Source organism: Mucilaginibacter terrenus (genome assembly GCF_003432065.1).
Lineage (GTDB): Bacteria > Bacteroidota > Bacteroidia > Sphingobacteriales > Sphingobacteriaceae > Mucilaginibacter > Mucilaginibacter terrenus.
Genome location: NZ_QWDE01000001.1, coordinates 1 through 24,898 on the forward strand (window position 1 = coordinate 1; position 24,898 = coordinate 24,898).

Consider the following 24,898-nt stretch of genomic DNA (forward strand, 5'->3'; position numbering starts at 1 on the left):
AATGAAAATACCTTTTAAATAACTATTTTTGTACACGCTTTTATAGCGTTTGCTGCACGCCCCACGTCAGCTAATTGCCTGGTCAGTTTGGCCCGGAATCAGGTGGTCAACATCTCCATAACATACACTTTCACGGCATAAACCCGCTATGCCTATGCTCAATCCCATTTATTCCATGACTCGTCAAGTTCTTTGCTCTCCACCTTGACCTTATTCCGTCTTACAGGCTGTATAGCTGCCATAATTAATTCATTTAATCACTTTAAATCATTAAACATTATGGTTACTACAGCACAACCAACCACAACAAACACATTCGTTGACACCTACCAGGAGGTAACAAATGCAGTTATTAAAATACTTGAAGAAGGTACAATTATCTGGCAATGTCCATGGAATCAGGCTGGCTTACCAAAGAACATCACCTCTGATGTAAATTATCGAGGATGGAACCTGTTTCTACTCAACTTCCACACAATGATCAAAGGCTATCCAACGCCTTACTACATCACCTACAAACAGGCTAATCATCTTAAGGGCTCTATAAAGAAAGGTGAGAAAGGTGTAAGGATCATCTACTGGGCAGAGGTAGAACTCAAGAACCAACAAGCTGATGCAACTACACAGCAACCGGCTGATAAAACTGATAAGCCTAAGAAAATAATGGTGCCTAAGACTTACACCGTCTTTAACATCGCCCAAACTGAAGGGATTGAGTTTCCATACTTTGAAGTAGGCACACCAAGCGAACGTGAAAAGATTGCTAACTGCGAGATTGTTGTTGACAATATGCCTAACAGGCCCACTATTCGCAAGAATGGTACAAGTGCTTACTACCAGCCATCTACAGACACGGTTGTTGTACCAAGCCTAAAAAGATGCAAATCGAGCGAAGCGTATTATAGCACATTATTCCATGAACTGGCACACAGCACCGGACATGTGAGCAGGCTGAATCGTAAAGAGCTGTTAAGCGATGATGGCTTCGGCAGTACTGCTTATGCAAAGGAAGAACTTACAGCTGAAATGACTGCTGCATTCCTAAGTGCAGTAACTGGCATTGCACAATCAACAATTGACAATAGTGCAGCCTACATCGAAAGCTGGCTTAAAGCTTTGAGAAATGATAAAACACTTGTAATTAAAGCGGCTGCACAGGCTCAAAAGACTGCTGACTATATCCTATCAGTTGAATATGAAACAGCTTAAATAGGAGAAGCCCAGATGGGCTTTATACGATTTTACAAGACTTCATACCCATTATCAACCCATTTATCGGCAACGTACTGACAGAAAGGGCCAACTACGCCCTTTCGCGCACATCTTGATGGAGATCGTAAGTACCGAATTGAAATATTGCGTTATGGATGCTCGTCGATCCAATTCATTATAACTGATAACCTTATTTTCCAAAAAGCCGACAAGGTTTCTGGTAAAACAGATTTGCACGATGGTTTTGCGATTTTCAAGAAATATGCTCCAATAGTTAATGATTCTTTGTCAAAAGGCGGCTTACCTTAATAGAATAGTTTTGCTTAACTGTAATCAAGTCTATATTGTAAATCTAATCTGTTCATGTCGATTAAAAATATTAAAAAAAGTTGAATTATATTAATTATGAATTCAGAAATAAAATTTATTATATTCGTATAAATTAAACTTTGCTTTCAAGTTATAATTCGTTTTTTTTTACCTATGCCTCAAAACGAAAACTCCTACAAAATTTTAACGTTAATTGCCCACAAGCTTAATGTTTTAATTACGAAGCAATCCATTGAATTGGAGATGCTCAGACATCCCGATTATCCAAGCCTTTTGACTATTAGTGATATTCTAAACGTATGGAATATTTCGAACGAAGCTTTTAAAGTGCCTGAGTTTACAACAAAGCACCTCAAAAAATCGGCACCCTGTGTTATCTGTTCTAAAGTTGAAGGGTTTTATCTAGTTGAAGAAGTCAAAAGTGAAAATATCATAATCAATAATGGACACCAAAGAAGCATGATATCTCTTGATGAACTCAAAGATAAGTTCCAAAACGTTCTATTAGTCTTAAATAAATCAAAGGACTTTGAAGAATTTGATTATAAAACGAAACGTCAGATTGAAATTTTAAAAGCAATCCGGCAACCGTTTTTGGTTTTGTCATCGATTTTGATTTTTGCAATTGTTGCTTTTTTGAATATTTCTCCCAGTAGTGAACGTGTAGCATTAGTATTTTTAATGCTAAAGGCAGCGGGACTTATTGTATCTGTAATATTATTACTTCAAAGTATTAATGCAAATAACCCAATAATTCAAAAATTGTGTGGCACCGATGAAAAGAAAAATTGCCAAGCAATTCTAAACTCTAGGGCAGCGAAGGTAACCTCGTTTCTGACTTGGTCTGAAATTGGGTTTTTCTACTTTTCAAGTACTGCCCTAACGACAATTTGTGGCATGAACAACCTAAGGTTAATCCATTTTTGCGCCTTTGCTAATATTGTATGCATTCCATACACCCTATATTCACTTTTTTATCAATGGAGAATAGCAAAACAATGGTGTGTATTATGTTGCGCAGTGTTAGTGTTGCTTTGGCTTGAATTTGCAACGGCTTTATGGAGTAATTCTTTAACCTTGCAAAAATTATCAGTTGAGGATTTAACAATAATTTTCCTGAGTATACTTGCTCCTATTACCTTTTGGTCATTCAGTAAACATTTATTGCAACAATCAATGTTGGTCAAGCCTTTAAAAGAGCAACTTGGCTTATTCAAAAGGAACACCGATGTTTTTCATACATTGTTAAGTACCGAACCTGCGTATGCAATTCTACCTTCAGAAGATTCAATCGTAATTGGTAATCCCCATGCTAAAAATGTTATCACAATGGTTTCTAATCCGTTCTGTAAGGCTTGTTCGGTAACTCATCGTGAGCTAGAAGAAGTAGTTGAAAAGAATTCCACAATACAGCTGCAAATAGTTTTTGTGCCGCGAATTTACAGTCGAAAAAATGATTCAATTGTGGCTGCGCATCTTTTTTCATTAAAGCACAATTGTTCTGAAGCTTTGTTAAAAAGCTCGTTATTTGATTGGTATAATCAAGAAAAAAAAGATTATAAAAAATGGGCCGAAAAATATCCAATTCAAGAAACAAAGGACTTAGATAGAATCGTTGAGCGCCAACGTGAGTGGTGCGGTTTTGTAGGCATTGATACAACGCCGACCATTTTTTTTAATGGAAGGCGTTTATCGCCTGTTTATCATGCGACAGATTTAGCTTATATATATTAGACAGATCAAGGTATTAAGTACCTGTCTTATGGTAAAAACAGGAGGGAATGCTGAAACCCTTAATTTGAGGCAAAAAAATCAAACTACACATTTTTATGGAAAATTTAACATTACCCAGTTCTTTCGAACAAGGCGTAGTCCTTACCAGAGAAGAAATGAGAAAGATTAACGGTGGAAAGCTACAACAATATGCTTTCTGGTGCTCACAGACTAATGCATCGGGTCCTGGGTGCCAACCTTTTGGTTTGCAATATGGCGGCTGGGAGTGTAAATCAGATACTCTAGATTATTGTCAAGGCTATTACGATGCTGAATGTCAACGAGATGATTGCTGTGATGGGGTCGATTGCAATCAATCTACAGCTCCTCACGCTTCTTAAAAACTAAATTTATAAAACAAAAATGGAAAACTTACAAATGTCAAACGAAGCATTGTCTCGTGATCAAATGAGAAAAATTACCGGTGGAAAGCTTCCACCTGCAGGTTTATGCTATTACGAGTATGATAAAACTAATCCCGCTTGTGGTGGCGCAGGATCCCCCGGCTATTCTTATGTACCATGTGACGGTAGCAGAGATTACTGTCAAGGTTATTTAGACTATACTTGTGCTCAAGACGATTGCTGCACTGACGTCGACTGCTAAATCATTATTATTACATGAAGTTACATCGTAACTTCATGTAATTTAATATATAAACTACATGAAACAAGCTCTATTAACTATCGGATTTATTTTTATTTCAATTGTAGTATTCAGCCAAAAAATGCCCAACATTCAAGAAGCTGCTATGAAAGCTCCAGGGGACGTTAAAATAGATGGAATTTCAAAGGAATGGTCTAAGAAATTACAAGCTCACAATCGCGCTACAGGTTTAAATTATACTTTAGCAAACGATGTAAATAATTTGTACTTAGTTATACAAATCAATGATCCGGTGATTATTAATAAAGTAATTAGTGCCGGCATAACTTTATCTATTAAAAAGAACGGGAATTTAAACGATGTACAATCGATTACTTACCCGTATTTTGACGTAAATAATAAACCTCAAATAGATGTTAAGAATACCCCTAAAATCGATTCTTCTAAAGCATCTAAAATTAAAGCTGATTCTTTTATGACTGCCAACAATCAAAAATTATTTGAAAAGTCCCGTTGGATCAAGGTTTCAGGTATTAAGGAACTAGATACCTTAATGTCAGTTTACAATAGAGAAGGAATAAAAGCAGCGCAAAGGTTTGATAATCAGATGAATTATACAATTGAATTATCAATTCAATTGAGACATTTGGGTTTTAGTGCGAACACCGCTGACAAATTTGAATATAAAGTAACTTCCAACGGAGCGACAATGATGTCATTAAACGGGATATCTTTTGACACTCCAAAGCCTGGAACAAACGCCCGAAAGGTTTTAACAATTGGACCTGGAGCAATGCCACCGTCAACATTGCCAATAATGATGTCGACTACGGATTTTAAAGGAGTTTATACATTAGTAAAATAAAATCCGTTGAAATTCCCTTTTTTTAAACAACAGGATTTGCAGGATTGTGGACCAACTTGCTTACGAATGTTAGCCAAGTATTACGGCAAATCTTATTCAATCCAAAGGCTTCGAGACTTTTCGTTTACTGATAAAAATGGCTCTACTTTGTTAGGGATAAGCGATGCTGCAGAAAAGATCGGATTTAGAACTCAAGGTGTTAAATTATACTTTGACAAACTTGATGGCGTTACTTTGCCATGTATTTTGCATTGGCGTCAAAATCATTTTGTTATTCTTTACAAAATAAAAAACAACAAATATAGCATCGCAGATCCCTCGATCGGGTTACTAACATTAAGTGAAAAGGAATTTAAAGAGAATTGGTTTAGTCATTCAGAATTGCATAACGGAATTTGTCTTCTAATTTCAACAACTCCCAATTTTTTAGATATCAATGAAGATAAATCTAACACTATTACTTGGTCTCACCTTTTTTCCTACTTTTTAGCATACAAACAGTTATTCTTACAACTGATATTAGGCCTAATTGCAGGTACGATCATTCAGTTGTTTGCGCCGCTACTAACACAGTCTATAGTAGATGTAGGTATCTATACAAAAAATTTAAGCTTTGTAACGATAATTCTAATGGCTCAGATTGCTTTATTTATCGGAAGCATAAGTATTAATTTTATAAGATCATGGATTCTCTTGAATATTAGTGTCCGTATTAACTTGTCCATACTTACAGATTTTTTGATTAAATTGATGAAGCTGCCTCTTAGCTATTTTGAACGGAAAACCATAGGCGACATTATGCAGCGGATAACAGATCAGCAAAAAATAGAAAATTTTTTAACCAATACTACATTAAATACTTTATTTTCTATATTGAATTTATTTGTATTCACATTGCTCTTGGTTCATTATAATCTATTGATTTTTTTTATATCGATCGTTGCAAGTGGTCTTTACACCCTATGGATTACAGCTTTTTTAAAAAGACGAAGATCTCTGAACAATAAACAATTTGATCTTTCAGCACAAAACCAGACATCCCTGATGGAATTGTTTTCCGGAATAGGTGAAATTAAACTCAACAACTCCGAAAAACGTAAAAGATGGGATTGGGAACAAATTCAGGCAAAACTATTTAAATTTAAAGTCGATAATTTGACGCTTAATCAGTATCAACAAGCGGGATCAGCCTTTATAAACCAAACTAAAAATATTCTAATAACTTTTATAAGTGTTAGATCTGTGATCGCTGGAGAAATGACACTTGGAGGTATGATGGCAATACAGTATTTGGTAGGCCAGGTAAGTAATCCTATTGAACAATTAGTAAGTTTTATTCAGGCTTACCAAGATGCAAAAATCAGCTTGGAAAGGCTTAACGAAGTACATGACCAAAAAGATGAGGAGTTATCAAGCGGATATTACATACAAGATTTGCCTCTAAAGCGAACAATTCAAATTCAAAATCTTAATTTTTCTTATCCTGGAGTAGACAATCCATTAGTTTTAAAAAACATAAACTTAGTCATCCCTGAAGGGAAAATTACTGCGATTGTTGGAATGAGTGGTAGTGGAAAAACGACGCTTATGAAATTGCTTCTTCGCGTGTACGAAATGAAAAATGGAGAAATTAAAATAGGAAAAGTACGTCTAAGTAGTCTTGGTTACCGAATTTGGCGGCAGAGTATTGGTGTAGTTTCACAGGATGGTTATATCTTCAACGACACATTGCTCGCAAATATTACTTTAGGAGACGAAAATCCCAAAATAGACGACGTAGAGGAAGCTTTAAATGTTGCGAATCTTTCTGATTTTGTTTCAGAATTGCCATTTGGTCTTTATACAAAAATTGACCCTAAAGGTCATAACTTAAGTCAAGGACAAAAACAACGCTTATTGATCGCCCGGGCAGTTTATAAAAATCCTCCATATTTGTTCTTTGATGAAGCCACTAATGCGCTAGATGCTAATAACGAGAGAGAAATTATGGAAAAACTAAACTACTTCTTTTCTGGTCGCACGGTTTTAATTGTCGCACATAGACTAAGCACAGTTATGAATGCAGATAACATTGTTGTTCTTAACAAAGGAAATTTAGTAGAAAGTGGCACTCATTTAGAGCTTGTGACTTTGAAGGGTTCTTACTATGAACTTGTTAGAAATCAACTTGAACTGGGTTTATAAATGAATCAAGAACAAAGACATAGTGATGATATAGAGGATATCATATATACTCCACCGAGGTTTATTTACCGATGGGGTATAACTTCTATTATGATTGTTATATTAACTTGTTTGTGTCTCTCAGCTTTTATACATTTCCCCTCATTTTTGATGTCTAGAATCAAATTTCATGGCGTTAAATCTTTGGTAAATGTCCGTATACCAGACTCAAGTGTAGTAACACAAATCTTGGTCGTGAATGGACAAGTGGTAAATAATAAGCAATTACTTGCAGTCGTGGAACATCGTGGACGAAAAGACTCAGTATTTTCATCTATAAACGGTCGCGTTTTCTACGCTGGGATTGTACATGAAGGGGCGTTAATAGATTCGTCACAACTTATTTTTGATCTTCATCCTAATACAAGTTATTACGGTGAACTTGAAGTTCCGGATCAACGAATGGATGAAGTAAGTCCTGGACAAAAAGTTATTTTCAAATCATTGGATGGTTCGGAAGATATAGGTAGTGGTGTAATAACGTATGTAACACATGACAGACTTAATCCTCAAAAGAAGATAGCTGAAGTAGAAGTATTAAAATTAAGGAAGGAATTTAGCTCTACCATCGAGGATGGTGTGCTTGCCGACGCATTAATAACCTTATCAGACCGCCCACTATTAGCACAGATTATTGAGAATTTTGGTTTAGGAAAAAGATAAGTAGTCATTAAAATACAGTTAAGGGATAAAACTGCCATCTCCGCGACGTTTCATTGGCTTTCCATCCTTCATTGGGGTTCCTCCCCAACGTTGAAACGCAAATTTGACACCTATTAGAAAATATCTACTCTTATCTGAAGATGACGTATATGTTGTTCCCATTGGACCAACGGTTTGTTGAAGAAAATCGTTTTGGTGTAGAATGTCAAACGCATTAAACATTACTACGATGTTATTTTTAGTCGTTACTTTTTTATCTAATCCCACATTTATTACAAACGGGTTTTTATTGTAATTAGTGAGACCTTTGACATAATTTTTACTGATAAAACCTGTTACGTTCCACGCTTCGTTAATTCGCAGTTTGCCATCTATTGCAATCCTAACTGTGTTAATACTCGTCTGTTTAGCATTTGCAAAACTGCTTTGCGTCTTAGCAATTTCATATCCTAAAAAAGGATATAATTCCAACTTTTCACTTGGGTTAATTTTAGGTCCAAAACGTTGATTGGAACGGAAATCTTGGATATTGTATTTAGAACCATTGCTTAAAGCATTAGTCTGATTGAATAAGAATGAGCCATTAAGGGACAACGAATATTTTCTATCATTCAATTGTTTTGTAACAGAGTAAAAGGTCGAAGAACTTACATCACCACTTAAATTTGTATATTGAGTTATGTTTACAGTTTTCGTTGCATTGTCATTAAGCGGAATTAAAAGCTGTGTAGAGTTTACCGCAGCTCGGTTTTCATATATCCTAGATGTTGAATTGAGGGAGAGATTAATTTTACTATTAGGAATGTATTTATTGTAGGCCGCCCTTATTAAGTGAACAAATCCAACCTTAAGTGATGGGTTACCAACAACCTGGTAATTTGGATCCATTCGATCCGTAAATGGCTGAAGTAATTGGAATTCTGGCTGAATATAGTTTCCATTATAAGTTAATGACAGTTTTTCCAATTTAGACCAAGTGTATGAATATCTTATTATAGGAGACAATTTAGTAGCATTCCTATTAGTCCTATACAATTGCTGATCTTGTTTCCCACTGCCAAAAAGTCGTGCATTCAAAAAAGATATGCCAAGCGTAAGAGCCGATCTTCCCTTCAGCCACCGCATATCCAATGTAAACTTATCGTCAATATAAGTGTAATTATAGTTACTCTTAAGGTAAGGCGTCACTTGTGAAGTTTCAGCATCTAATACATTATCAGCCTCGGCAGTGTTTTCATTCTCCGACGCTTTAATTTGAGCGATATAATCAAACATCAACGATTTGGATAAAGGCTGACCAAATGTTATTAACCCTTGATAGGTCTTGACATCGTTTGTTCTAAATGCTCGTATGTGACTTGTAGAATCGTTGATTAACTCGTTTTCTGTTGTATCGCCAAAATACTGGTAAAATGCAGATACGTCATTGTAAATGGTATTTCGTTGCCTACCGACTCCTGCCTGAATAGAAAGAGCTTTCCGAGGATTTAGAAAAGTGTGAACAAACAAAGCCGTTGCGTTTAGGTTCAAGTTTTCGTTTTTGTTGTTGTTGCTACTATAGATACGTTGATGTTCAAAACCGCTGGTGAAATTGTTAATATAATTACTTTCATCTTTATTAAAAAAAATCGAATTATAAGTCGTCAATGACGGCGACAATTGCAGGAAATTAAATTTATCAATATAATAATTGATTTCTATAGAAAGGTTATGGTTGTTAACAGTGCCATTCCCGAGGTTGTTATTTTTGAAATCACTTATGCCACTTTCATAATTTAGGTACCCGTATCTTGACGTTGAATAGTCATTTTTTTTTAATTTGTAGCTGTAATTGGCTACAAGTTCTGTCCTTCCTGATAAATTATCTCTATATGTTAAAGTTGGTGAAAAGTTTAATGTCACGCCTGGGCTAGTTACCTGATTGTTAAAATTTTCACTGTTAGAGGAGTTGTTAGACGCTGAAGTGGTTGATGTAGTATTAGCTATGCCGTCAATCGTTCGTTTGAATTCAGTAATAACACCGATTTCTTGGTTGGCGTTAATTCTTTGAGCAAACACATTTGAATTGTATCTGTTGTTAGAGCCATATTCACTTAGTAAATGTCCAAAGTTGCCGATAGATTTATCAGCTCTCGTTGTTATATTTATTACCTTTTGTGCTTCTCCATCTTTAATTCCAGTTCTATTTGCTTGTTCACCATAATCGTCAACTATTTGTATCTTATCAACAATCAAGGCAGGCAAGTTCTTTATTGCCTGTGCTACGTCACCCCCTGCAAACGTTTTACCATTGAGCTTTGCTTTTGTAATTTGTTGCCCATTATGAGTGACAACCCCATCTTTGCTAACCTCTATACCCTCCATTTTTCGAAGCAACTCACCAACATTAGCGTCACGTGAAACGCTGTAATCATTTGCTCTATATTCAACTGTGTCTGTCTTGTAAACAATAGTCGGAGTGCCATTTACTTTGACTTCTTTCAAAACAAGTGTTCCTTTATTCATCGTAATGGGTGGAACCACTATCTTTGTTGCGTTGACATTGAAGATGTATTTCTTTACGATTGCTACGAATTCAACACTTGTGACGCTTAAAGTAAAAGTGGTTTGCACGACATTCGGAAATATATATATACCATCTTGATCAGATGAAGTTGTTAAGCTATCCTGCTTCGATTTTAAAACTATTGTAACGTTGCTAATTGGCGTACCTAATGAATCTACAATTATTCCACTAACTTGCCGTTTAACTTTTAATACCTCATTTTGAGCTGATGAGTAGCTTGGTAATATCGAAAAAAATACAAACAATAACAGGATTAAAGATCGTATCAAGTTAAAGAAATTAAATAATGGTTATAGATTAACATAAAGATAAAAAATTCAAATCATTTACATACTCTTAAAAAAAATACTCCATAATTTTCAATTAAAGTGATTGTATTTTGCCCCTCTGTTGCCGTAATAAGTTTTATTGACAAACTTGGTTGACGTGAGTAACACATTGTTGTATTTGGATATTACTATATTTACTTCGTGAAAGTTTAAATTCGTTAAACTAATCGTTAATTAATGAAAACAACATTTTTGAAAATATTAACTCTTTTATGTTTTTTTTTGGGAGTATTAACGAGTTGCGAAAGATATATTAAGCTGGAAGTTAGCCACGAAACGTCAGAACTCCTAAACTGCGACAAAGTCTTTGCTGGCACCAGAAAGTCAATTGTGGAATTAAATGAATTTCTTATACAGACTGGAACGATTGATACAATTGAAGATCGATCTGCTTATGCTGCCATTATCAGAATAAATGGAAAAGAAGTTATACTTGATTTAAAAAGGATAAAGCAATCAATTGATGGATCTACAGCTGAAACCTTTACAGGTCACAATTACACCTTAGAGTTGTATTACCAAAAGAGGCGAATTCATTCTGCCGAGTTCTTTGAAGGATTTGCAATTGTTAAATGCGGTAAAATTGCTACGCGTTACGAAGTAGCTGGAATAAATAATATCTTGTAAATACAATTTGTGTAGTTCTAGTTATAATTTTAAAATACTTTTCAGAAGCATTAGTTTTAACCATTGTAGCATAAGAAATTGTTATTACTTTCTAAATAAAATTCTGCAAATCGATGCTCAGGTGTAATAGTGCAATATAAGTGCGAGGACACTGGCTTGAATTCAAAATGAACTATCTAAATTGCAATCATCAAACCTTTCAATTAGGTTGGGCTCGGCCTATCATAACCCCGATAGCAATTGAATTTCAAAAACGGTACATACACGGTAGTACGGGAAACAAAATAGAAGCCCAAGGCGAATTGCGGAGAAATTTATGTGCATTTTTTTGCTAATGCTATTGTGTGTTAAATTTTTAGCGCTTTATATAAGGTTACTGATTCTATTATCTATAGTTTATACACTTTGGTTACCTTTTAAGAAGTCAGGAAAACCTTGTTCTAAAACATCCAAATACAAAATCTTCAATTCAGAATTTTGACAACCTCTTAAAACAAGGATTTTCACTTTTTCTGAATTAGGCTAAATGACCATTGGTGGCTTTGCATGTGGAATGGCGGTCATAAGTCATAGTAAAGAATGCTATTGCCACTTTGTGCTATTTAGTACGTTTGCTACAGTTATTTTTAGGGGTGTTAAAAACCCCTATTTATAGTCTGTCTGTAGCAAATTGAAATATTGATTTTTCCATTTCGGTCTGTTCATTTAAATGGTAACGAAGATGAAAGCAATGGGAGTGAGTGATGTAATGAATTATGTAGCAAAGTTAGGCAAGAGGATATGACACAAGGCAAGGAACTACGGCATAAACACTCCCCTAATCACTGCCCTTCATTTATTCCGTTCCTCCTTGCATTTAGTTAATCCATACGCCTGTATGGTCACCATAATTCATTATTCACTTTAAACAATCAATACGAAGCAGACGAAAAACTGCGCCAAAACTGCGCCAAAACTGCGCCAAAAGTTTGAGCTGATCGTGCAATTAGTTAAATTTGATAAAGCATTCCAATGATGCTGTAGAGGAATATTAATTAACTATTTTATCAAATCTGCGCTTATCCGTCTTAAAAGCTCTTTAAATACAAAAAGCCTTTGATAAAAATACCAAAGGCCGTCTATTGAAAGGTGATCTCATCAGGATTCGAACCTGAGACCGACAGATTAGAAATCTGTTGCTCTATCCAGCTGAGCTATGAGACCATTTATAAATTGCGTCGCAAATATAGGAAATAAGGTTTTAGCGCCAACAGTTTTTTATCAAGTACAATAAACTTTATGCTGCGGTAATGCCCAGCTAATATCTTGAAAATAATTATTTATAATTGTAGTGTTAGTTTCCCTAAGGAGCTTAAGCAGTTGCTTGATTAAAGGTGAGTAAAAACTGCTACACTGCAGATTTGAAAATCTTATAAAAAGTCGGAAAATATTTTGGTTCTCATATTTAAAATCATCTTTTGCTATTTGATTTGCAAAAAAGAAGGTTGGAACTTCAAAGTGTTTTTTTTACAATAAGTTAATCCTACTTTTAACCAATTTTAAAATCTCACAAAAAAATATGATCATAATTGCTGACGGCGGCTCAACTAAAACAAATTGGTGCCTGGTTACTGAAGATGGTAAGAAAGTGTATTTCAACACCGAAGGTTACAATCCGTATTTCGCCCCTAAAGACTACATAATACAATCTTTAAAGGAAAGCTTGCCGACAGACCTGGAGAAAGATAAAATAACCGAAGTTAACTATTACGGTGCAGGTTGCAGTACAGATGAAATGCGACAGCTGGTTAAAGAGGCGATGGAAGCTGTATTCACCAAGTCTAAAGTTAACATCGGCCATGATTTGCTTGCAGCTGCGCGTGCACTGCTTGGCAACACCGAAGGCTTTGCTGCTATTTTAGGCACTGGCACTAATACTTGCCTTTATGATGGTAAAGAGGTAATCAACAATATTGACTCTGGCGCCTACATTTTAGGTGACGAAGGTAGCGGTTGCTATATCGGTAAAAAGTTATTGATCGATTATCTGCGCGGATATATGCCCGAAGCTGTACGTAAGGCGTTTTGGGAAGAGTTTAAATACACTCCTGATGATATCAACGAAATTGTTTATACACAACCACGTGCAAACCGCTTCTGCGCAAGCTTTAGTAAGTTTGTTTATGATAATAACGTAAACATAGAGTATTCACGCAACTTGGTTCGTACATCTTTCGAAGACTTCTTCAAAAATCTGGTTACGCATTACCCGGATTATAAAAAGTACACCTTCAACTGTATTGGTTCTGTTGGCTACAATTTCCGTAATGTACTAGAAGAGGTAGTTACCGAAAATGGCATGACTGTAGGCAACATCATTCGTTCTCCTATAGATAACCTCGTGAAATTTCACTTGGAGCTTGCCCCAAGTCAGCTTTAATTTTTACAAACGCAAACGAAAAGCCGGAAAGTCATTTCCGGCTTTTTTTGTGTTCACCTATTTTAAACGGAGCCAAGGTTAGCCTTTAGGATTAAATTATAAGATATATTTTTATCTTAAACAAAAATAGAATGTGTAGGTTGTATAAATATCAATGCGACCAGAGACATGATATTAGGTGAACAATTACTTAAAATCCTCAATAAAAACTACGAGCCGGACACCTTTGTACAAACCTCTTTTAAAAGATACGATCTTGGATTTAAAACAGATAATGCCGGGCGGCCTATACTGTTGTTTATTGGCAAAATGGATGAGAACGGTAAAATAAAGGGCGATCGTTTTGCAAGAAGATTAGTGTTTAATTCAAGTGGGGAAGTAGTAAAAGACCATTGGGACAATAAGGGTAAAACTAATTAACTTATACATATGCCATCAGACGTTGTAGTTAAATGCAGTAAATTATTGTTAGAAAAAGGCCTTACTATGGCTTTTGCAGAGAGCGCAACCGCGGGGCGCTTATCTGCCGAGTTTTCACTGGTGCCTGATTGTGGAAAAATGCTAAAGGGAGGACTCGTGTGTTATGATGCGGATATAAAGCAAAAGGTGTTAGGCGTACCTGCTAATGTAGTAGAGCAGTTTACTCCCGAGTCGGCCGAAGTTACGAAAGAACTAGCTGAGCGTTTACCAAAGTTATTTGATGTAGATGTTACGGTAGGAGTGACCGGCCTTACTATGCCGGGAGGTAGCGAAACCGACGAGAAGCCGGTAGGTACCATGTTTATACATGCTGTTGTAAATGGACAACCTTACGCGTTGCGGGAGCTTTATCAGGGAAGCCAGGAAGATATCGTGTTACAAACAGTAGATAGAGTTGCAACGCTATTACTAGAAAAATTAAGCTAAGAAAATGGAACCAGTTACCGTTATAGTAGAAAGCCCGAGAGGCGCTAATCATAAATTTAATTACGAGCCAAAAGAAAATCGGTTTAAGCTGGCGAAAATTTTGCCTGCCGGCATGGTGTTTCCGTTTGATTTTGGATTTATCCCGGGCACCAAAGGTGGCGACGGTGATCCGCTTGATGTTGTTGTGATATCTGAGATAACCGGGTTCCCGGGTTGTGCTATGGATTGCCGCATTATTGGCGCGCTTAAAGCAGAGCAGACTGAACGCGACGGAAAAACCACACGGAACGATCGTTTTTTGGCTGTACCAGTAGTGTCACAGCTATTCGCAGAGGTTACATCCATTCTTCATTTGTCTGAAGCAGTTATGAATCAGATTGAGCATTTTTTTAAAAACTATAACGATCAGGCTGGTAAGAAATTTGAGGTTCTTAGCCGGATTAATGAAGAGGATGCATTTAAACTTATCAAATAAGAGTTTATTTTACATTTCTTAAATGCAATAAAGTTGCATTAACTGTATATTTGTTTCATGAATTCGCCAAAACCCTCCCGTAAGCTCGACCATATCGGGATGACTGCTTCTACACTCTGCGCTATACATTGTGCTGCTGTACCGGTACTATTTACCAGTTTACCGTTGATGGGTATGGAGTTCTTAGCTAATCCGGTTGTAGAATGGACTATGATCTTGCTTGCATTGGTAGTGGGTGTATGGGCAATTGGCGGTTCTTATTCCCGCTCACATCATAAAATTCTTCCTGTCTTATTGTTAATTGCCGGCTTCGTTATCATTATTTTAGGGCATCTTTTTACAAAGAGTACGCTGGAGGCTATTATTGTACCCCTGGGAGGAATTACAATTGCAGTTGCCCACTTTATCAATTATAAGTATGCGGGTACCTGCCAAGCAAGTGATAGCTTTCTTCACGTTAAACATACACATTAATGGTAGCCCAAAGTACTACAAAACGCTTCGAAGAGTTACTGGAGAAGCACCAGCTTAAGAAGACAACTGCCCGCCTGAACGTGCTGTCCACTATGTATGGGAAGAAATCTGCTACATCTCAACCAGAGCTTGAAAGCGTTCTGCAGGACATCGATCGCGTAACGCTTTACCGTATTCTTAATGTGTTCGAAGAAAAAGGCATTATTCACAAAGTTTTTGACCTGAACGGAACAGCAAATTACGCTGTTTGCTCATCAGGATGTGAAGAACATCATCACCACGACGAGCACTTGCACTTTAACTGCAAAGTTTGCAAAAGTGTGTTCTGCTTAAATGATATGAGCTTGCCCAACATCAAATTGCCTGCGGGTTTCCGGGCAGAGGGCTTTACGCTTTACGCTTCCGGCTTGTGCCCAAGCTGCAGCAGCAAAAAGGCTTAACTGCCAGGTTGCAATATCTTCATCTCTAAATAACACTCTTAAAGGCGTTTTCTGCTTATTTGTTAGTACTTTACCATCACATCGTAACTATTAACAACTAATTACTAATGCCTTATTTTCAGCATTATTCTTTTGATTTGTGGCTTACCCTTATCAAATCTAACCCTGCTTTTAAACCAGCCCGAGCAAGGTATTTTCATCAGCATTACAATAGTTATAATAAATCTGAGGAGGAAATAGCCGGCATCTTCCGTCAGGTGGACCTGATGTGTAACGCTGTAAACGAGAAGACCGGGAAAAACGTTGATGCCGACGAGATGTATCTTATGGTTATCAATTTTATTAACGACGGCAAGTTGGATCTGGATGATATCGACCTGTTAAAGGTCCTGGCCGATATGGACGATCTGCTGTTCAGCCATCCGCCCGTGATGTATTCAGATGTAACATTTGATACATTGTCGCATCTAAAACAAAATAGCGGGGCAACTTTTAGTTTGCTCAGCAACACAGGTTACATCACCGGTAAAACATTGAGAAAAGTATTGGCTTTGTACGGGTTAAATGATTTTTTTGACTTTCAGTTGTACTCGGATGAGGCGGGACTCTCGAAACCAAATCCGGAGTTTTTTACTGTGATGCTCAAGAATATTGACATATGCAATGCCGGAAAGTCGGTGCCGTTAACAGGTATAATTCACATCGGGGATAACCCCAAGAACGACGTAAAGCCTGCTGATTTGCTTGGTATTAAAAGCCTGCTCATCAACTCAAATAACAAAACAATCCTAAACCTGCTTAGCTGATATGACAACCACCTATTCGTTACACCACATTAGCAATACTGCGGCGTTTGGCTTTAGTGCTGACGACTATAGCCGGTTTAAATTCGGCGACGGCAGTGTTTCCAGAACATTCGGCACTCAGCTTGCCGACGGCTTTATAAAAGAACACTTACGCAACAGACATATCAATCAACAAATTGTAGTTATTTCCAGTCCTTACTCTTTTATACCCACCGCTACCCTTGCTATGAAAACCTGGTTTGTGTATCGTGTAAACCAATGGCTGGCTGACAATAATTTACCCGTGGTGCAAGAGGCCAAGGTACACCGTACAATTACTTACAAAGAAGATTATGGCGAACTGGATGCCGAACAGCGGATGAAGCTTATTGGAAATGACCAGTTTCACATCGACAAGCAATTCCTAACCGGGAAAACGCTCATATTTTTAGACGACATCAAAATCACAGGTAGCCACGAGCGGATGATCATGAAGATGGTAGGAGAGTACGGTTTAGATAACGAGATCTACATGCTTTACTTTGCCGAACTGGTTAACAAAACTATCCATCCTAATGTAGAGAATTTTCTTAACTACCACTTTGTAAAAAACATTTTTAGCTTGGAGGATATTGTACAAAGCGCAGCGTTTTGTATTAATACTAGGCTGGTGAAATACATACTAAATTACGACCATGACGAGTTCTGCATATTTATTGAGGGGCAGCCGGGAAGTTTTATAGAGGTATTGTATAACATGGCTTTAGGAAACGGATATCATACCATTCCGGCTTATCAGCGAAACCTCAACTTTATTAAACAACTTCTATTTTTAGACAATTACAAACTTATACAATATGGCAATTAATCTTCAAAAAGGGCAGCGCGAAGCAATCGACGCACCTAAATTTACTATAGGCTTAGGTTGGGACACCAACTCATCATCAACAGGTGCGGCATTTGACCTTGACGCGTCTGTTTTTGTAATGGGCGACAATCGCAAACTGGTAGCTGATGAATTTTTTGTGTTTTACAACAATACAGTATCTCCTGATGGTGCTGTTGAACATACGGGCGATAACCTTACTGGTGCCGGTGACGGAGACGACGAGCAGATAAAGATCGACCTGTCTAAGATCGACTCGCGCGTAACTGAGCTTACCGTAGTGGTTACTATTCATGAAGCCGAGAACCGCCGCCAGAACTTTGGGCAGGTTCGTAATTCTTTCATCCGCATATTTGATAGCGGTACAGGTGCCGATCTGCTTAAATACGAGTTGGAAGAAGATTTTTCAATTGAGACCGCTGTGGAATTTGGTCGTATCTACAAACGTGATGGTAAATGGAAATTTGAAGCAGTAGGTGCGGGTATGAAGGGTGGTTTACAGGATTACTTAAACAAATACAACTAAAACTATACACAATGGCAATTAATCTTCAAAAAGGACAACGCATTAGCCTGGAAAAGGAAAATGGCAGTAAGCTCCAAAATATTTGCGTAGGCATTAACTGGGGCGCTATCGAAAAGAAAGGCCTTTTCGGATTTGGCGGAAGTAAAGAAGCGGTGGACCTTGACGCGAGCTGCGCGTTATACGATCAGGACAAAAAACTGGTGGAAGTTGTATATTTCGGTAATCTCAAGTCCAAGGATCAATCAGTACGCCATAGCGGTGATGACCTTACCGGCGATATGGGCGGTGACGACGGATTGGATAATGAAGTGATTACCGTTGATCTTGCAAGACTCAACCCATCAATAAACTATGTAGCCTTTATGTTAAACAGCTTTCGCGGGCAGGATTTTGGCGCTATCCCGTTTGCTTCTATACGCATCTACGAAGGGACACCTAAACGCGTGAACGAAGTATTTGCAAAGTACGACATTGCACATGGTGCAGGCTTTGCGGGACACGTAAGCATGGTTATGGGCGTATTCTATAAAAAGAACGGCGAGTGGAAGTTTAACGCGATTGGAGAGCCTACCAAGGACCGAAGACTCGAGGAGACCGTGCGTACGGTTACACAAAACTATCTTTAATAGTTACAAAACAACAAAGCAATGGAAACCAACCCAAGCAATAACGAATTGAGCCTTAACTCTCCGGATATTACGGCCAATGTACCTGAGGTAAGCAATACAGCTCCCGTTAAATTAGATAAGCAGGGCAATGTTGACCTTACAAATATAAAGCCTGAAGAGGAGCAGAAATTTAAGGAGATAGCTAAGGCTATCGACCCTAAGGATGTAAACTCGGTACTTAATTTTGGTACCGAGGTGCAGGCATCAATGGAGCGGTATAGCAATACCTTCCTCACATCAGTACGTACTTACAATTCAGGCGAGGTTGGTGTACTGATAACTGATCTGCTCAACGAGCTGAACTATATTGATGTAGACGAGCTGAACCAAAATGGGTTCACCCGTTTTATATCAAGTATCCCGTTCCTGAAAAAGATAGTGATGGATACCAAAAAGTTGTTTGCCAAGTACGATACGGTGGTAAACAACATTGATAAAATCACTACCAAGATAAAAGCCGGGCGAGTAAACTCTCTTAAGGATAATGCTTCGTTGCAAACCATGTTCGATAGCAACGTTACTTACATCCACCAGATGGAGGAGCTTATCATTTCGGGTCAGCTTAAATACAATGAGCTTAACGAACAGCTGGCTGTAATGGATGGCAAGCCGGACGACTACCAGGATTATGAAATTGCCGACCTGCGCGACTTTGTAAACCGTTTGGATAAACGCCTTGCAGACCTGAAAGTGGTAAGATTTATCATGCTGCAATCGCTGGCACAGATACGTGTAGTACAGAACAACAACACAACTATCGCTGAAAAAGCGCAGTCTATTGTTACTACTACAATACCGGTTTGGAAAAACCAACTTACCATTGCAGTAGCGTTGCACAGGCAAAAGGAAAATGTGGAAATGCAGAAGAAAATATCTGAAACCACTAACACCATCCTGCAAAAAAATGCGGAATTGCTTAAACAAAACAGCATTGATGTAGCACGCGAAAACGAAAAAACCGTAGTTTCGATAGAAACTTTAAAACGTACCACGCAGTCGCTAATAGAAACACTTACAGAAGTGAAGCGTATACATGACGAGGGTACGCAAAACCGACGCACTCTTAACACCGAGCTACAAACGTTAGAAACGGAGTTAAAGAAAAATGTGACGAATACGCGTTAAGTGAATGATGGATGAGAGCAGAGTAAATATTTTAAATGAATCGACCCGGGTAATAAGCAAGCTGCAATTGCTTACCGTATTCTTTAATAACGATATCATTTATAAAATTTACCTGCGCACCCAAGTTATACATCAGCTATTTGCAACCAACCCTGAATTGGATATTAACAAGCTGGAACTGTTTCACGTACAGTTTACAGCTTCGCTTATTGAGCTATTAAAAAGGGTAAAGAAGCACAACGAGGTGAATGCCGATCTGCTAATGGATGAGGTTCAGCTTAATAATGAGCTGATCAACCAGATGGGCGATACGGCATTCACCGAAAGCAGCTTTAAGAACGACAAGCAACGGCAGGCACTTAAAATTAGCCAGTCGTTACGCAGCTTGTACGAAGCGCTATCCAATAATCTGGATAACTATCCATTTGCCAAAAACATAAACTTGTTTAGTTCCCGCTACGCCGCGGATTACTTCGCCGAGATACCTCCTGGAATCTTGGCGGAACTTCTACAATACAACCCTGCAGAGCTGTACGCTAATAAATACGCCACTATACAGCGAAAGCTGATGGGCCGCCTATGCAAGTATGACTTTAAAATTGAGTTTTTTGCAGGTTTACGCACAGCCGACATCACGCTGGAAGTTTACAAGTTCGCGGCGATAGACCAACATTTTTTGTATTCTCCGGCAAATAACATTTTCTTGTTTTGCGATTTAGGTAAAATAGGCAATATTGCGGTGGAAAGCACCCTTTCTAAAAAGGAGCGTATAATGCAGGAACTGCTGGATAAAAACGTTCGACTGCAAAGCAGTGCAGGCGTTATAAAAAGCCATTTACCTACAGAAATACTACAACTATTGGAAGAAGATTACAAGAAAATAAGCGACGTTGACTTTCTGCAGCACATGAATAATTTTGATGTGCAAGCCAACATCCTTAAGGCAATGTTGAACACAGATATTATTTAAACCACTTCCGGAGTAACGCTGATTGTAACATACGGCCATATTATTAATCAAAGAAATACAACTGCCGACAACTGTATCAGGGATTTTCTGTTATAATTGCAGGTACAACAAGTGCAACTGTTATGGATATTTTACATACCCTATTGGGAGAGGACATCAAAGCCGGGTTACTGGTTATATTAAACCTGATCGTTATAGAAAGCCTGCTGTCTGTAGACAACGCGGCAGTTCTGGCAACAATGGTGATCGATCTCCCTAAGGAACAACGAAGCAGGGCGCTTAAGTATGGTATTGTAGGCGCATATGTACTAAGGGGCGTATGCCTCTTTTTAGCAGCATGGCTGGTAAAGATATGGTGGCTTAAACCGTTGGGCGGTTTATACCTTATCTATCTGGCTTTCGATTATTTCAAAGGAAAGGCAGATAAGGCAGCAGGCGAAGAGGAGGAAATAGATAAGAGCAAGAATTGGCTTTATAAAGCTACAGTAGGCACCTTTGGTACCTTTTGGGCGACCGTTGCACTGGTGGAGTTGATGGACCTGGCCTTCTCCATAGACAACGTATTTGCAGCCGTGGCCTTTACAGACCATGTGTTTCTTATTTACACCGGCGTTTTCATCGGTATATTAGCAATGCGCTTTGTTGCACAAGCCTTTGTTAAACTAATGGAAAAGTTTACCTTTTTGGAAACGGTGGCCTTTATTGTAATAGGTGTGCTCGGTATTAAACTTACCGCATCTCTTTACACGCACTTCTCGCCGGAAAGCCCTGTTGCTAAGTTTATGGAAGGAGAGACTGCGGACATTATTGTTTCGGTATTTACTGTGGCGATATTCCTGATACCGGTGATCACATCTGTAATATTCAACTTTCCTAAGAAGCACACTATTGAGCCAGAAGTTGCCGAAGCTGCCGAAGATGTTTTGGATAAAAGCTAATATTGTAGCGTGAACAAGATAATTGCATCTATATTCGGCATAGGATACATTAAAGGTGGGGGCACCCTTGCCGCTATTGTTACCTGCCCGCTTATCTGGGCTATATGGCAGCTTAACATTTCCTGGACACTACTTATCGCTACTATAGTGATTACTCTATTAGGTATTTATGTCGGCGATAAGGTAGAACCGGAATGGGGTAAAGATAGTTATAGGGTTGTGATCGACGAGGTAGCCGGTATGATGGTCACTATGCTTTTTATACCTGCAAACTTGTACTTGCTACTAGGAGGATTGGTGTTGTTTCGGTTTTTCGACATCTTAAAACCTCTATATATACGACGCATGGAAGCCCTGCCCGGCGGAACCGGAGTGATGATGGACGACGTACTAGCCGGCGTTTATGGTAACATAGTCCTCCAGATAGTAGTTGTGCTTTTCAAATTCTAGTTCTATTTTCTTTGTCTGCGGTGATATAACAAGAGATCTTAAAGAATAACCAGTTGAATGCACTGCCGAACGGTAAGATCTTTTGAAACAGCTCCCGGCATTATGTCTTTACCGGTCTGGTACTCTTCCGCAATAAGCCTCAGTTTAACTTCAAGCGTCCTGCATAGTTCATCATTGTTGTCGTAACCAATTGCATAAAGCGGAGTATTGGTCATCAAATTATAGGCTCTTGCAGCAGATTGCCCGCTGACAGAAAGTACGTCGTACTTTACCTGATTGCTGATGTAAACGATGTCCATTTGAGCCTTACATTTAAGCTTACGCAAATACAATATCTACGGAGTTTAACCATTTGTACGTTCAGCTTTAAAAAATGGTTATAACGTTTGACAGATAAATCTATTTCCTCAATGTATCAACGCCCAGTATTTACCCACGATGTTGAGCAATTGATATGTAATTGTGTCGCGTTTTTCTTGGTTTAAGAACAAGTACACCTATTATAACGGCACGTCGAGCAAGTTGTATTTTATTGCAAATAGCACCAGGCCAGCGGTGTTTCGGCAGTTTGTTTTCGCTAACAGATTATTACGATGACCTTCAACAGTACGTATGCTTAAAAAAAGTTTTTCAGCTATCTCTGCGTTGCTGTATTCATTGCAAATAAGTAATAAGATCTCTTTTTCGCGTCTAGTGAGCTCAACAGGTAAGTTACTTATTAGGGTTGGGGTGTTTCTGTAATGCACACTTTTGCTTATGGCTTTTAGTGCTTCGTTGTTAAAGTAATAACCCTTTTGATATACCTGCGTAACAGCGGTTATTAGTTCATCTTTATCACAGTTTTTTGCAAGGTAAGACGCAGCCCCCGCATTTATCATTTGAGATATCAATGCCTCGCTAACATGTACAGAAAGGATAATCACTTTTATCTCAGGGTGAAGTTCGTGAAGTGCTTTGTTCAGCTGTATGCCATTCATGCCCGGCATGTCCATGTCAATAATCGCTACATCTACCTGGATGATTTTTGACGTGAGTGTATCTAAAAAGTCCTGACCGCCGGCACTGTCATTTACCAGGTTAAACTCATCTACTGAGTTTATTAGCAATGCCAGGCTTTGCCTGAAAAGGTTCTGATCATCAACTATGGCAACATTCATCTTGTTCATGTGTCATTCAGTGTTATAGGGCACTTTACCAGCACGTTAAATCCCTGTCCGGGTTCAGTACTTATTAAGTATGCTGCATTAATATTTAGTAAGCGGCTTTCTATATTTTGCAGTCCCATTCCCTTTTTTAAGGTTGATTGTGCCTGCGCTATACCTTTACCATTATCATTATAATTGATGCTCAGGCCATTTTCATCGTTCCTAAATTCTATTTCGGCCCTGCTGGCGCCCGAATGTTTAATGGTGTTGTTCAGCAGCTCTTCTAAAACGCGGTACAGCGCCGTGGCTATTGGTAGTTCAAGATTGTTAAGCAGTTCTCCCGAATTATCAGTTACAATAACTTCTAATTTTCCTGATTGATTAATAACGTCGATATGCTCTTCAATAGCTGCAGCAAGCCCATAGTACCCTAAAGTTGCCGGGGATAAATTGTGCGATATGTTGCGCACATCGGTTACTATCTTGTCTATAGTAGCTTTACTTGATCTTATAAATTCAAGGTAATAATTGTCCGTTTTATCGGTCGGCTTAAACATTTCAATAAGTAATCGAAGTCCGGAGAGTGTGGTGCCTACATCATCATGAAGGTCTTGGCCTATGCGTTTACGTTCTGTTTCCTGCGACTCAATAATGGCGCGAAGCAGCTCTTTTTGATGCACCAGTTCGGCGTGCTGAAAACGCTGGCGCTGCTTTAACAAACGGTTCTGATTGCGTACAGAGAAGAGAATGAAAGCAGTAACCAGTAAAAAGGTTCCGCACATCCCAAGTACTATCAGTATGTAAGCGTTATCTGTCGTGATCTGCATTTATAAAAACCAATGGCAAATAGAATATATTCAATTAGTAAAATAAGGTTATGGACATCCCAAATAATAGATACAATAGTACTCGGTACAAGCAGGTAGTTAAAAAAGATGAACATGAATAAGGAGCATGAGTAGTAGAGCAATAAGCCCGCTGTAATCCAGTTGAGCCCCTCGCTGCTCCATTCGATAGTTTCCTCGTGCACATCCTGTTTAAAAAAATACACAAGGCTGTACCCAATAAGAATGATAGCACCTACAGACCTTGTATACGAATTCATGATCATGGTGCTTTGCCAAAAAAGGGTGTTAGCAATGCAGAACAATACAAAAAGCGTAGCCAGACCATAAATAATATTACGTTTTTTTGGACCATAAATCTCTGCAAAGTAAACTGACAGAAATACGAACTCAAAAACGGTATATAAATGGATAAAGCCGGTAGTACGCAGGTGAAAACCCTGCGAGCATATTATTGACGTGCCATTAATTACAAAGCTAAAAAGGGCAAACCAAAAAATGATGCGATATGGGCGCAACAGATGTTTGTAGGTTATAATGCCGGGTATTATCGTTGCAAAAACATAAAAGGGAGCCGTGTAAAATTCAATTGTTTGTAGCATGAAAATTTATGAGCCTTAAAGATATTAAAGCTCATAAATTTAAACCGGTT

General features: G+C 38.2%; 25 protein-coding genes and 1 tRNA gene. 20 read left to right on the forward strand and 6 right to left on the reverse strand.

All coding sequences use genetic code 11. The features are described from left to right. Positions 1–279 precede the first annotated feature (279 nt). From DYU05_RS00005 to DYU05_RS00030, 5 genes are all read left to right on the forward strand, one after another. Positions 280–1,209 carry an ArdC family protein gene (locus DYU05_RS00005; RefSeq protein WP_133300134.1) on the forward strand — a complete coding sequence of 310 codons (930 nt, stop codon included), beginning with the start codon at positions 280–282 and terminating at the stop codon, positions 1,207–1,209. A gap of 486 nt (positions 1,210–1,695) precedes the next feature. Further along, positions 1,696–3,276: a vitamin K epoxide reductase family protein gene (locus DYU05_RS00010; protein WP_117380951.1), complete on the forward strand. Its 1,581-nt coding sequence runs from the start codon at positions 1,696–1,698 to the stop codon at positions 3,274–3,276. A 703-nt stretch (positions 3,277–3,979) separates the two neighbouring features. Beyond that, positions 3,980–4,786 carry a hypothetical protein gene (locus DYU05_RS00020; protein ID WP_117380953.1) on the forward strand — a complete coding sequence of 269 codons (807 nt, stop codon included), beginning with the start codon at positions 3,980–3,982 and terminating at the stop codon, positions 4,784–4,786. 6 nt (positions 4,787–4,792) lie between these two features. Then, on the forward strand, positions 4,793–6,970 hold the full coding sequence (locus tag DYU05_RS00025; protein WP_117380954.1) for a peptidase domain-containing ABC transporter: 2,178 nt from the start codon (positions 4,793–4,795) through the stop codon (positions 6,968–6,970). Beyond that, positions 6,971–7,672 (forward strand): HlyD family secretion protein, encoded by a 702-nt coding sequence (locus DYU05_RS00030; protein ID WP_117380955.1) that lies wholly within the window; start codon positions 6,971–6,973, stop codon positions 7,670–7,672. Positions 7,673–7,690: 18 nt separating this feature from the next. Here the strand turns inward: DYU05_RS00030 and DYU05_RS00035 are convergent, their stop codons facing one another. Further along, positions 7,691–10,507 carry a TonB-dependent receptor gene (locus DYU05_RS00035; protein WP_117380956.1) on the reverse strand — a complete coding sequence of 939 codons (2,817 nt, stop codon included), beginning with the start codon at positions 10,505–10,507 and terminating at the stop codon, positions 7,691–7,693. A 237-nt stretch (positions 10,508–10,744) separates the two neighbouring features. Between DYU05_RS00035 and DYU05_RS00040 the strand changes: the two genes are divergently transcribed. Further along, on the forward strand, positions 10,745–11,194 hold the full coding sequence (locus DYU05_RS00040) for a hypothetical protein (protein ID WP_117380957.1): 450 nt from the start codon (positions 10,745–10,747) through the stop codon (positions 11,192–11,194). 1,129 nt (positions 11,195–12,323) lie between these two features. Here DYU05_RS00040 and DYU05_RS00045 read toward each other — a convergent pair. Further along, positions 12,324–12,397, reverse strand: a tRNA-Arg gene (locus DYU05_RS00045). A 355-nt stretch (positions 12,398–12,752) separates the two neighbouring features. On the opposite strand from DYU05_RS00045, the gene DYU05_RS00050 reads away from it, so the two are divergent. From DYU05_RS00050 to DYU05_RS00115, 14 genes are all read left to right on the forward strand, one after another. Further along, the gene (locus tag DYU05_RS00050; protein WP_117380958.1) at positions 12,753–13,613 is read left to right on the forward strand and encodes an N-acetylglucosamine kinase; all 861 of its coding nucleotides are present in this window, start codon (positions 12,753–12,755) and stop codon (positions 13,611–13,613) included. Between the two features lie 168 nt (positions 13,614–13,781). Next, positions 13,782–14,033 (forward strand): hypothetical protein, encoded by a 252-nt coding sequence (locus DYU05_RS00055; RefSeq protein WP_117380959.1) that lies wholly within the window; start codon positions 13,782–13,784, stop codon positions 14,031–14,033. Between the two features lie 9 nt (positions 14,034–14,042). Next, entirely contained in the window at positions 14,043–14,519 is a 477-nt protein-coding gene (locus tag DYU05_RS00060) for a CinA family protein (RefSeq protein WP_117380960.1), read from the forward strand. Between the two features lie 4 nt (positions 14,520–14,523). After that, entirely contained in the window at positions 14,524–14,994 is a 471-nt protein-coding gene (locus DYU05_RS00065) for an inorganic diphosphatase (RefSeq protein WP_117380961.1), read from the forward strand. A gap of 57 nt (positions 14,995–15,051) precedes the next feature. Further along, positions 15,052–15,468 (forward strand): MerC domain-containing protein, encoded by a 417-nt coding sequence (locus DYU05_RS00070; RefSeq protein ID WP_117380962.1) that lies wholly within the window; start codon positions 15,052–15,054, stop codon positions 15,466–15,468. Beyond that, positions 15,468–15,908 carry a Fur family transcriptional regulator gene (locus tag DYU05_RS00075; protein WP_117380963.1) on the forward strand — a complete coding sequence of 147 codons (441 nt, stop codon included), beginning with the start codon at positions 15,468–15,470 and terminating at the stop codon, positions 15,906–15,908. The genes DYU05_RS00070 and DYU05_RS00075 overlap by 1 nt, the downstream gene beginning before the upstream one ends. 107 nt (positions 15,909–16,015) lie before the next feature. Further along, entirely contained in the window at positions 16,016–16,714 is a 699-nt protein-coding gene (locus DYU05_RS00080; protein WP_117380964.1) for an HAD family hydrolase, read from the forward strand. 1 nt (position 16,715) lies between these two features. Next, positions 16,716–17,561, forward strand: coding sequence for a phosphoribosyltransferase family protein (locus DYU05_RS00085; protein WP_117380965.1), 846 nt, complete (start codon positions 16,716–16,718; stop codon positions 17,559–17,561). Then, positions 17,551–18,105, forward strand: coding sequence for a TerD family protein (locus DYU05_RS00090; RefSeq protein WP_117380966.1), 555 nt, complete (start codon positions 17,551–17,553; stop codon positions 18,103–18,105). Before DYU05_RS00085 ends, DYU05_RS00090 begins: the two co-directional genes overlap by 11 nt. An 11-nt stretch (positions 18,106–18,116) precedes the next feature. After that, positions 18,117–18,731 (forward strand): TerD family protein, encoded by a 615-nt coding sequence (locus DYU05_RS00095; RefSeq protein WP_117380967.1) that lies wholly within the window; start codon positions 18,117–18,119, stop codon positions 18,729–18,731. A gap of 21 nt (positions 18,732–18,752) precedes the next feature. After that, positions 18,753–19,898: a toxic anion resistance protein gene (locus DYU05_RS00100; RefSeq protein ID WP_117380968.1), complete on the forward strand. Its 1,146-nt coding sequence runs from the start codon at positions 18,753–18,755 to the stop codon at positions 19,896–19,898. 4 nt (positions 19,899–19,902) lie between these two features. Continuing rightward, positions 19,903–20,868: a hypothetical protein gene (locus tag DYU05_RS00105; RefSeq protein ID WP_235853917.1), complete on the forward strand. Its 966-nt coding sequence runs from the start codon at positions 19,903–19,905 to the stop codon at positions 20,866–20,868. Between the two features lie 122 nt (positions 20,869–20,990). Next, positions 20,991–21,806: a TerC family protein gene (locus DYU05_RS00110; protein ID WP_117380969.1), complete on the forward strand. Its 816-nt coding sequence runs from the start codon at positions 20,991–20,993 to the stop codon at positions 21,804–21,806. Between the two features lie 9 nt (positions 21,807–21,815). Beyond that, positions 21,816–22,256 carry a phosphatidylglycerophosphatase A family protein gene (locus tag DYU05_RS00115; protein ID WP_117380970.1) on the forward strand — a complete coding sequence of 147 codons (441 nt, stop codon included), beginning with the start codon at positions 21,816–21,818 and terminating at the stop codon, positions 22,254–22,256. Positions 22,257–22,294: 38 nt separating this feature from the next. Here DYU05_RS00115 and DYU05_RS00120 read toward each other — a convergent pair whose 3' ends face one another. From DYU05_RS00120 to DYU05_RS00135, 4 genes are all read right to left on the reverse strand, one after another. Further along, positions 22,295–22,555: a hypothetical protein gene (locus DYU05_RS00120; RefSeq protein WP_117380971.1), complete on the reverse strand. Its 261-nt coding sequence runs from the start codon at positions 22,553–22,555 to the stop codon at positions 22,295–22,297. 201 nt (positions 22,556–22,756) lie between these two features. Next, complete coding sequence (locus DYU05_RS00125; protein ID WP_117380972.1) at positions 22,757–23,422, reverse strand: response regulator transcription factor; 666 nt, start codon at positions 23,420–23,422, stop codon at positions 22,757–22,759. Next, positions 23,419–24,228, reverse strand: coding sequence for a sensor histidine kinase (locus DYU05_RS00130; protein ID WP_117380973.1), 810 nt, complete (start codon positions 24,226–24,228; stop codon positions 23,419–23,421). The genes DYU05_RS00125 and DYU05_RS00130 overlap by 4 nt, the downstream gene beginning before the upstream one ends. Further along, positions 24,195–24,848 carry a hypothetical protein gene (locus DYU05_RS00135; RefSeq protein ID WP_117380974.1) on the reverse strand — a complete coding sequence of 218 codons (654 nt, stop codon included), beginning with the start codon at positions 24,846–24,848 and terminating at the stop codon, positions 24,195–24,197. Before DYU05_RS00135 ends, DYU05_RS00130 begins: the two co-directional genes overlap by 34 nt. Between the last annotated feature and the right edge of the window lie 50 nt (positions 24,849–24,898).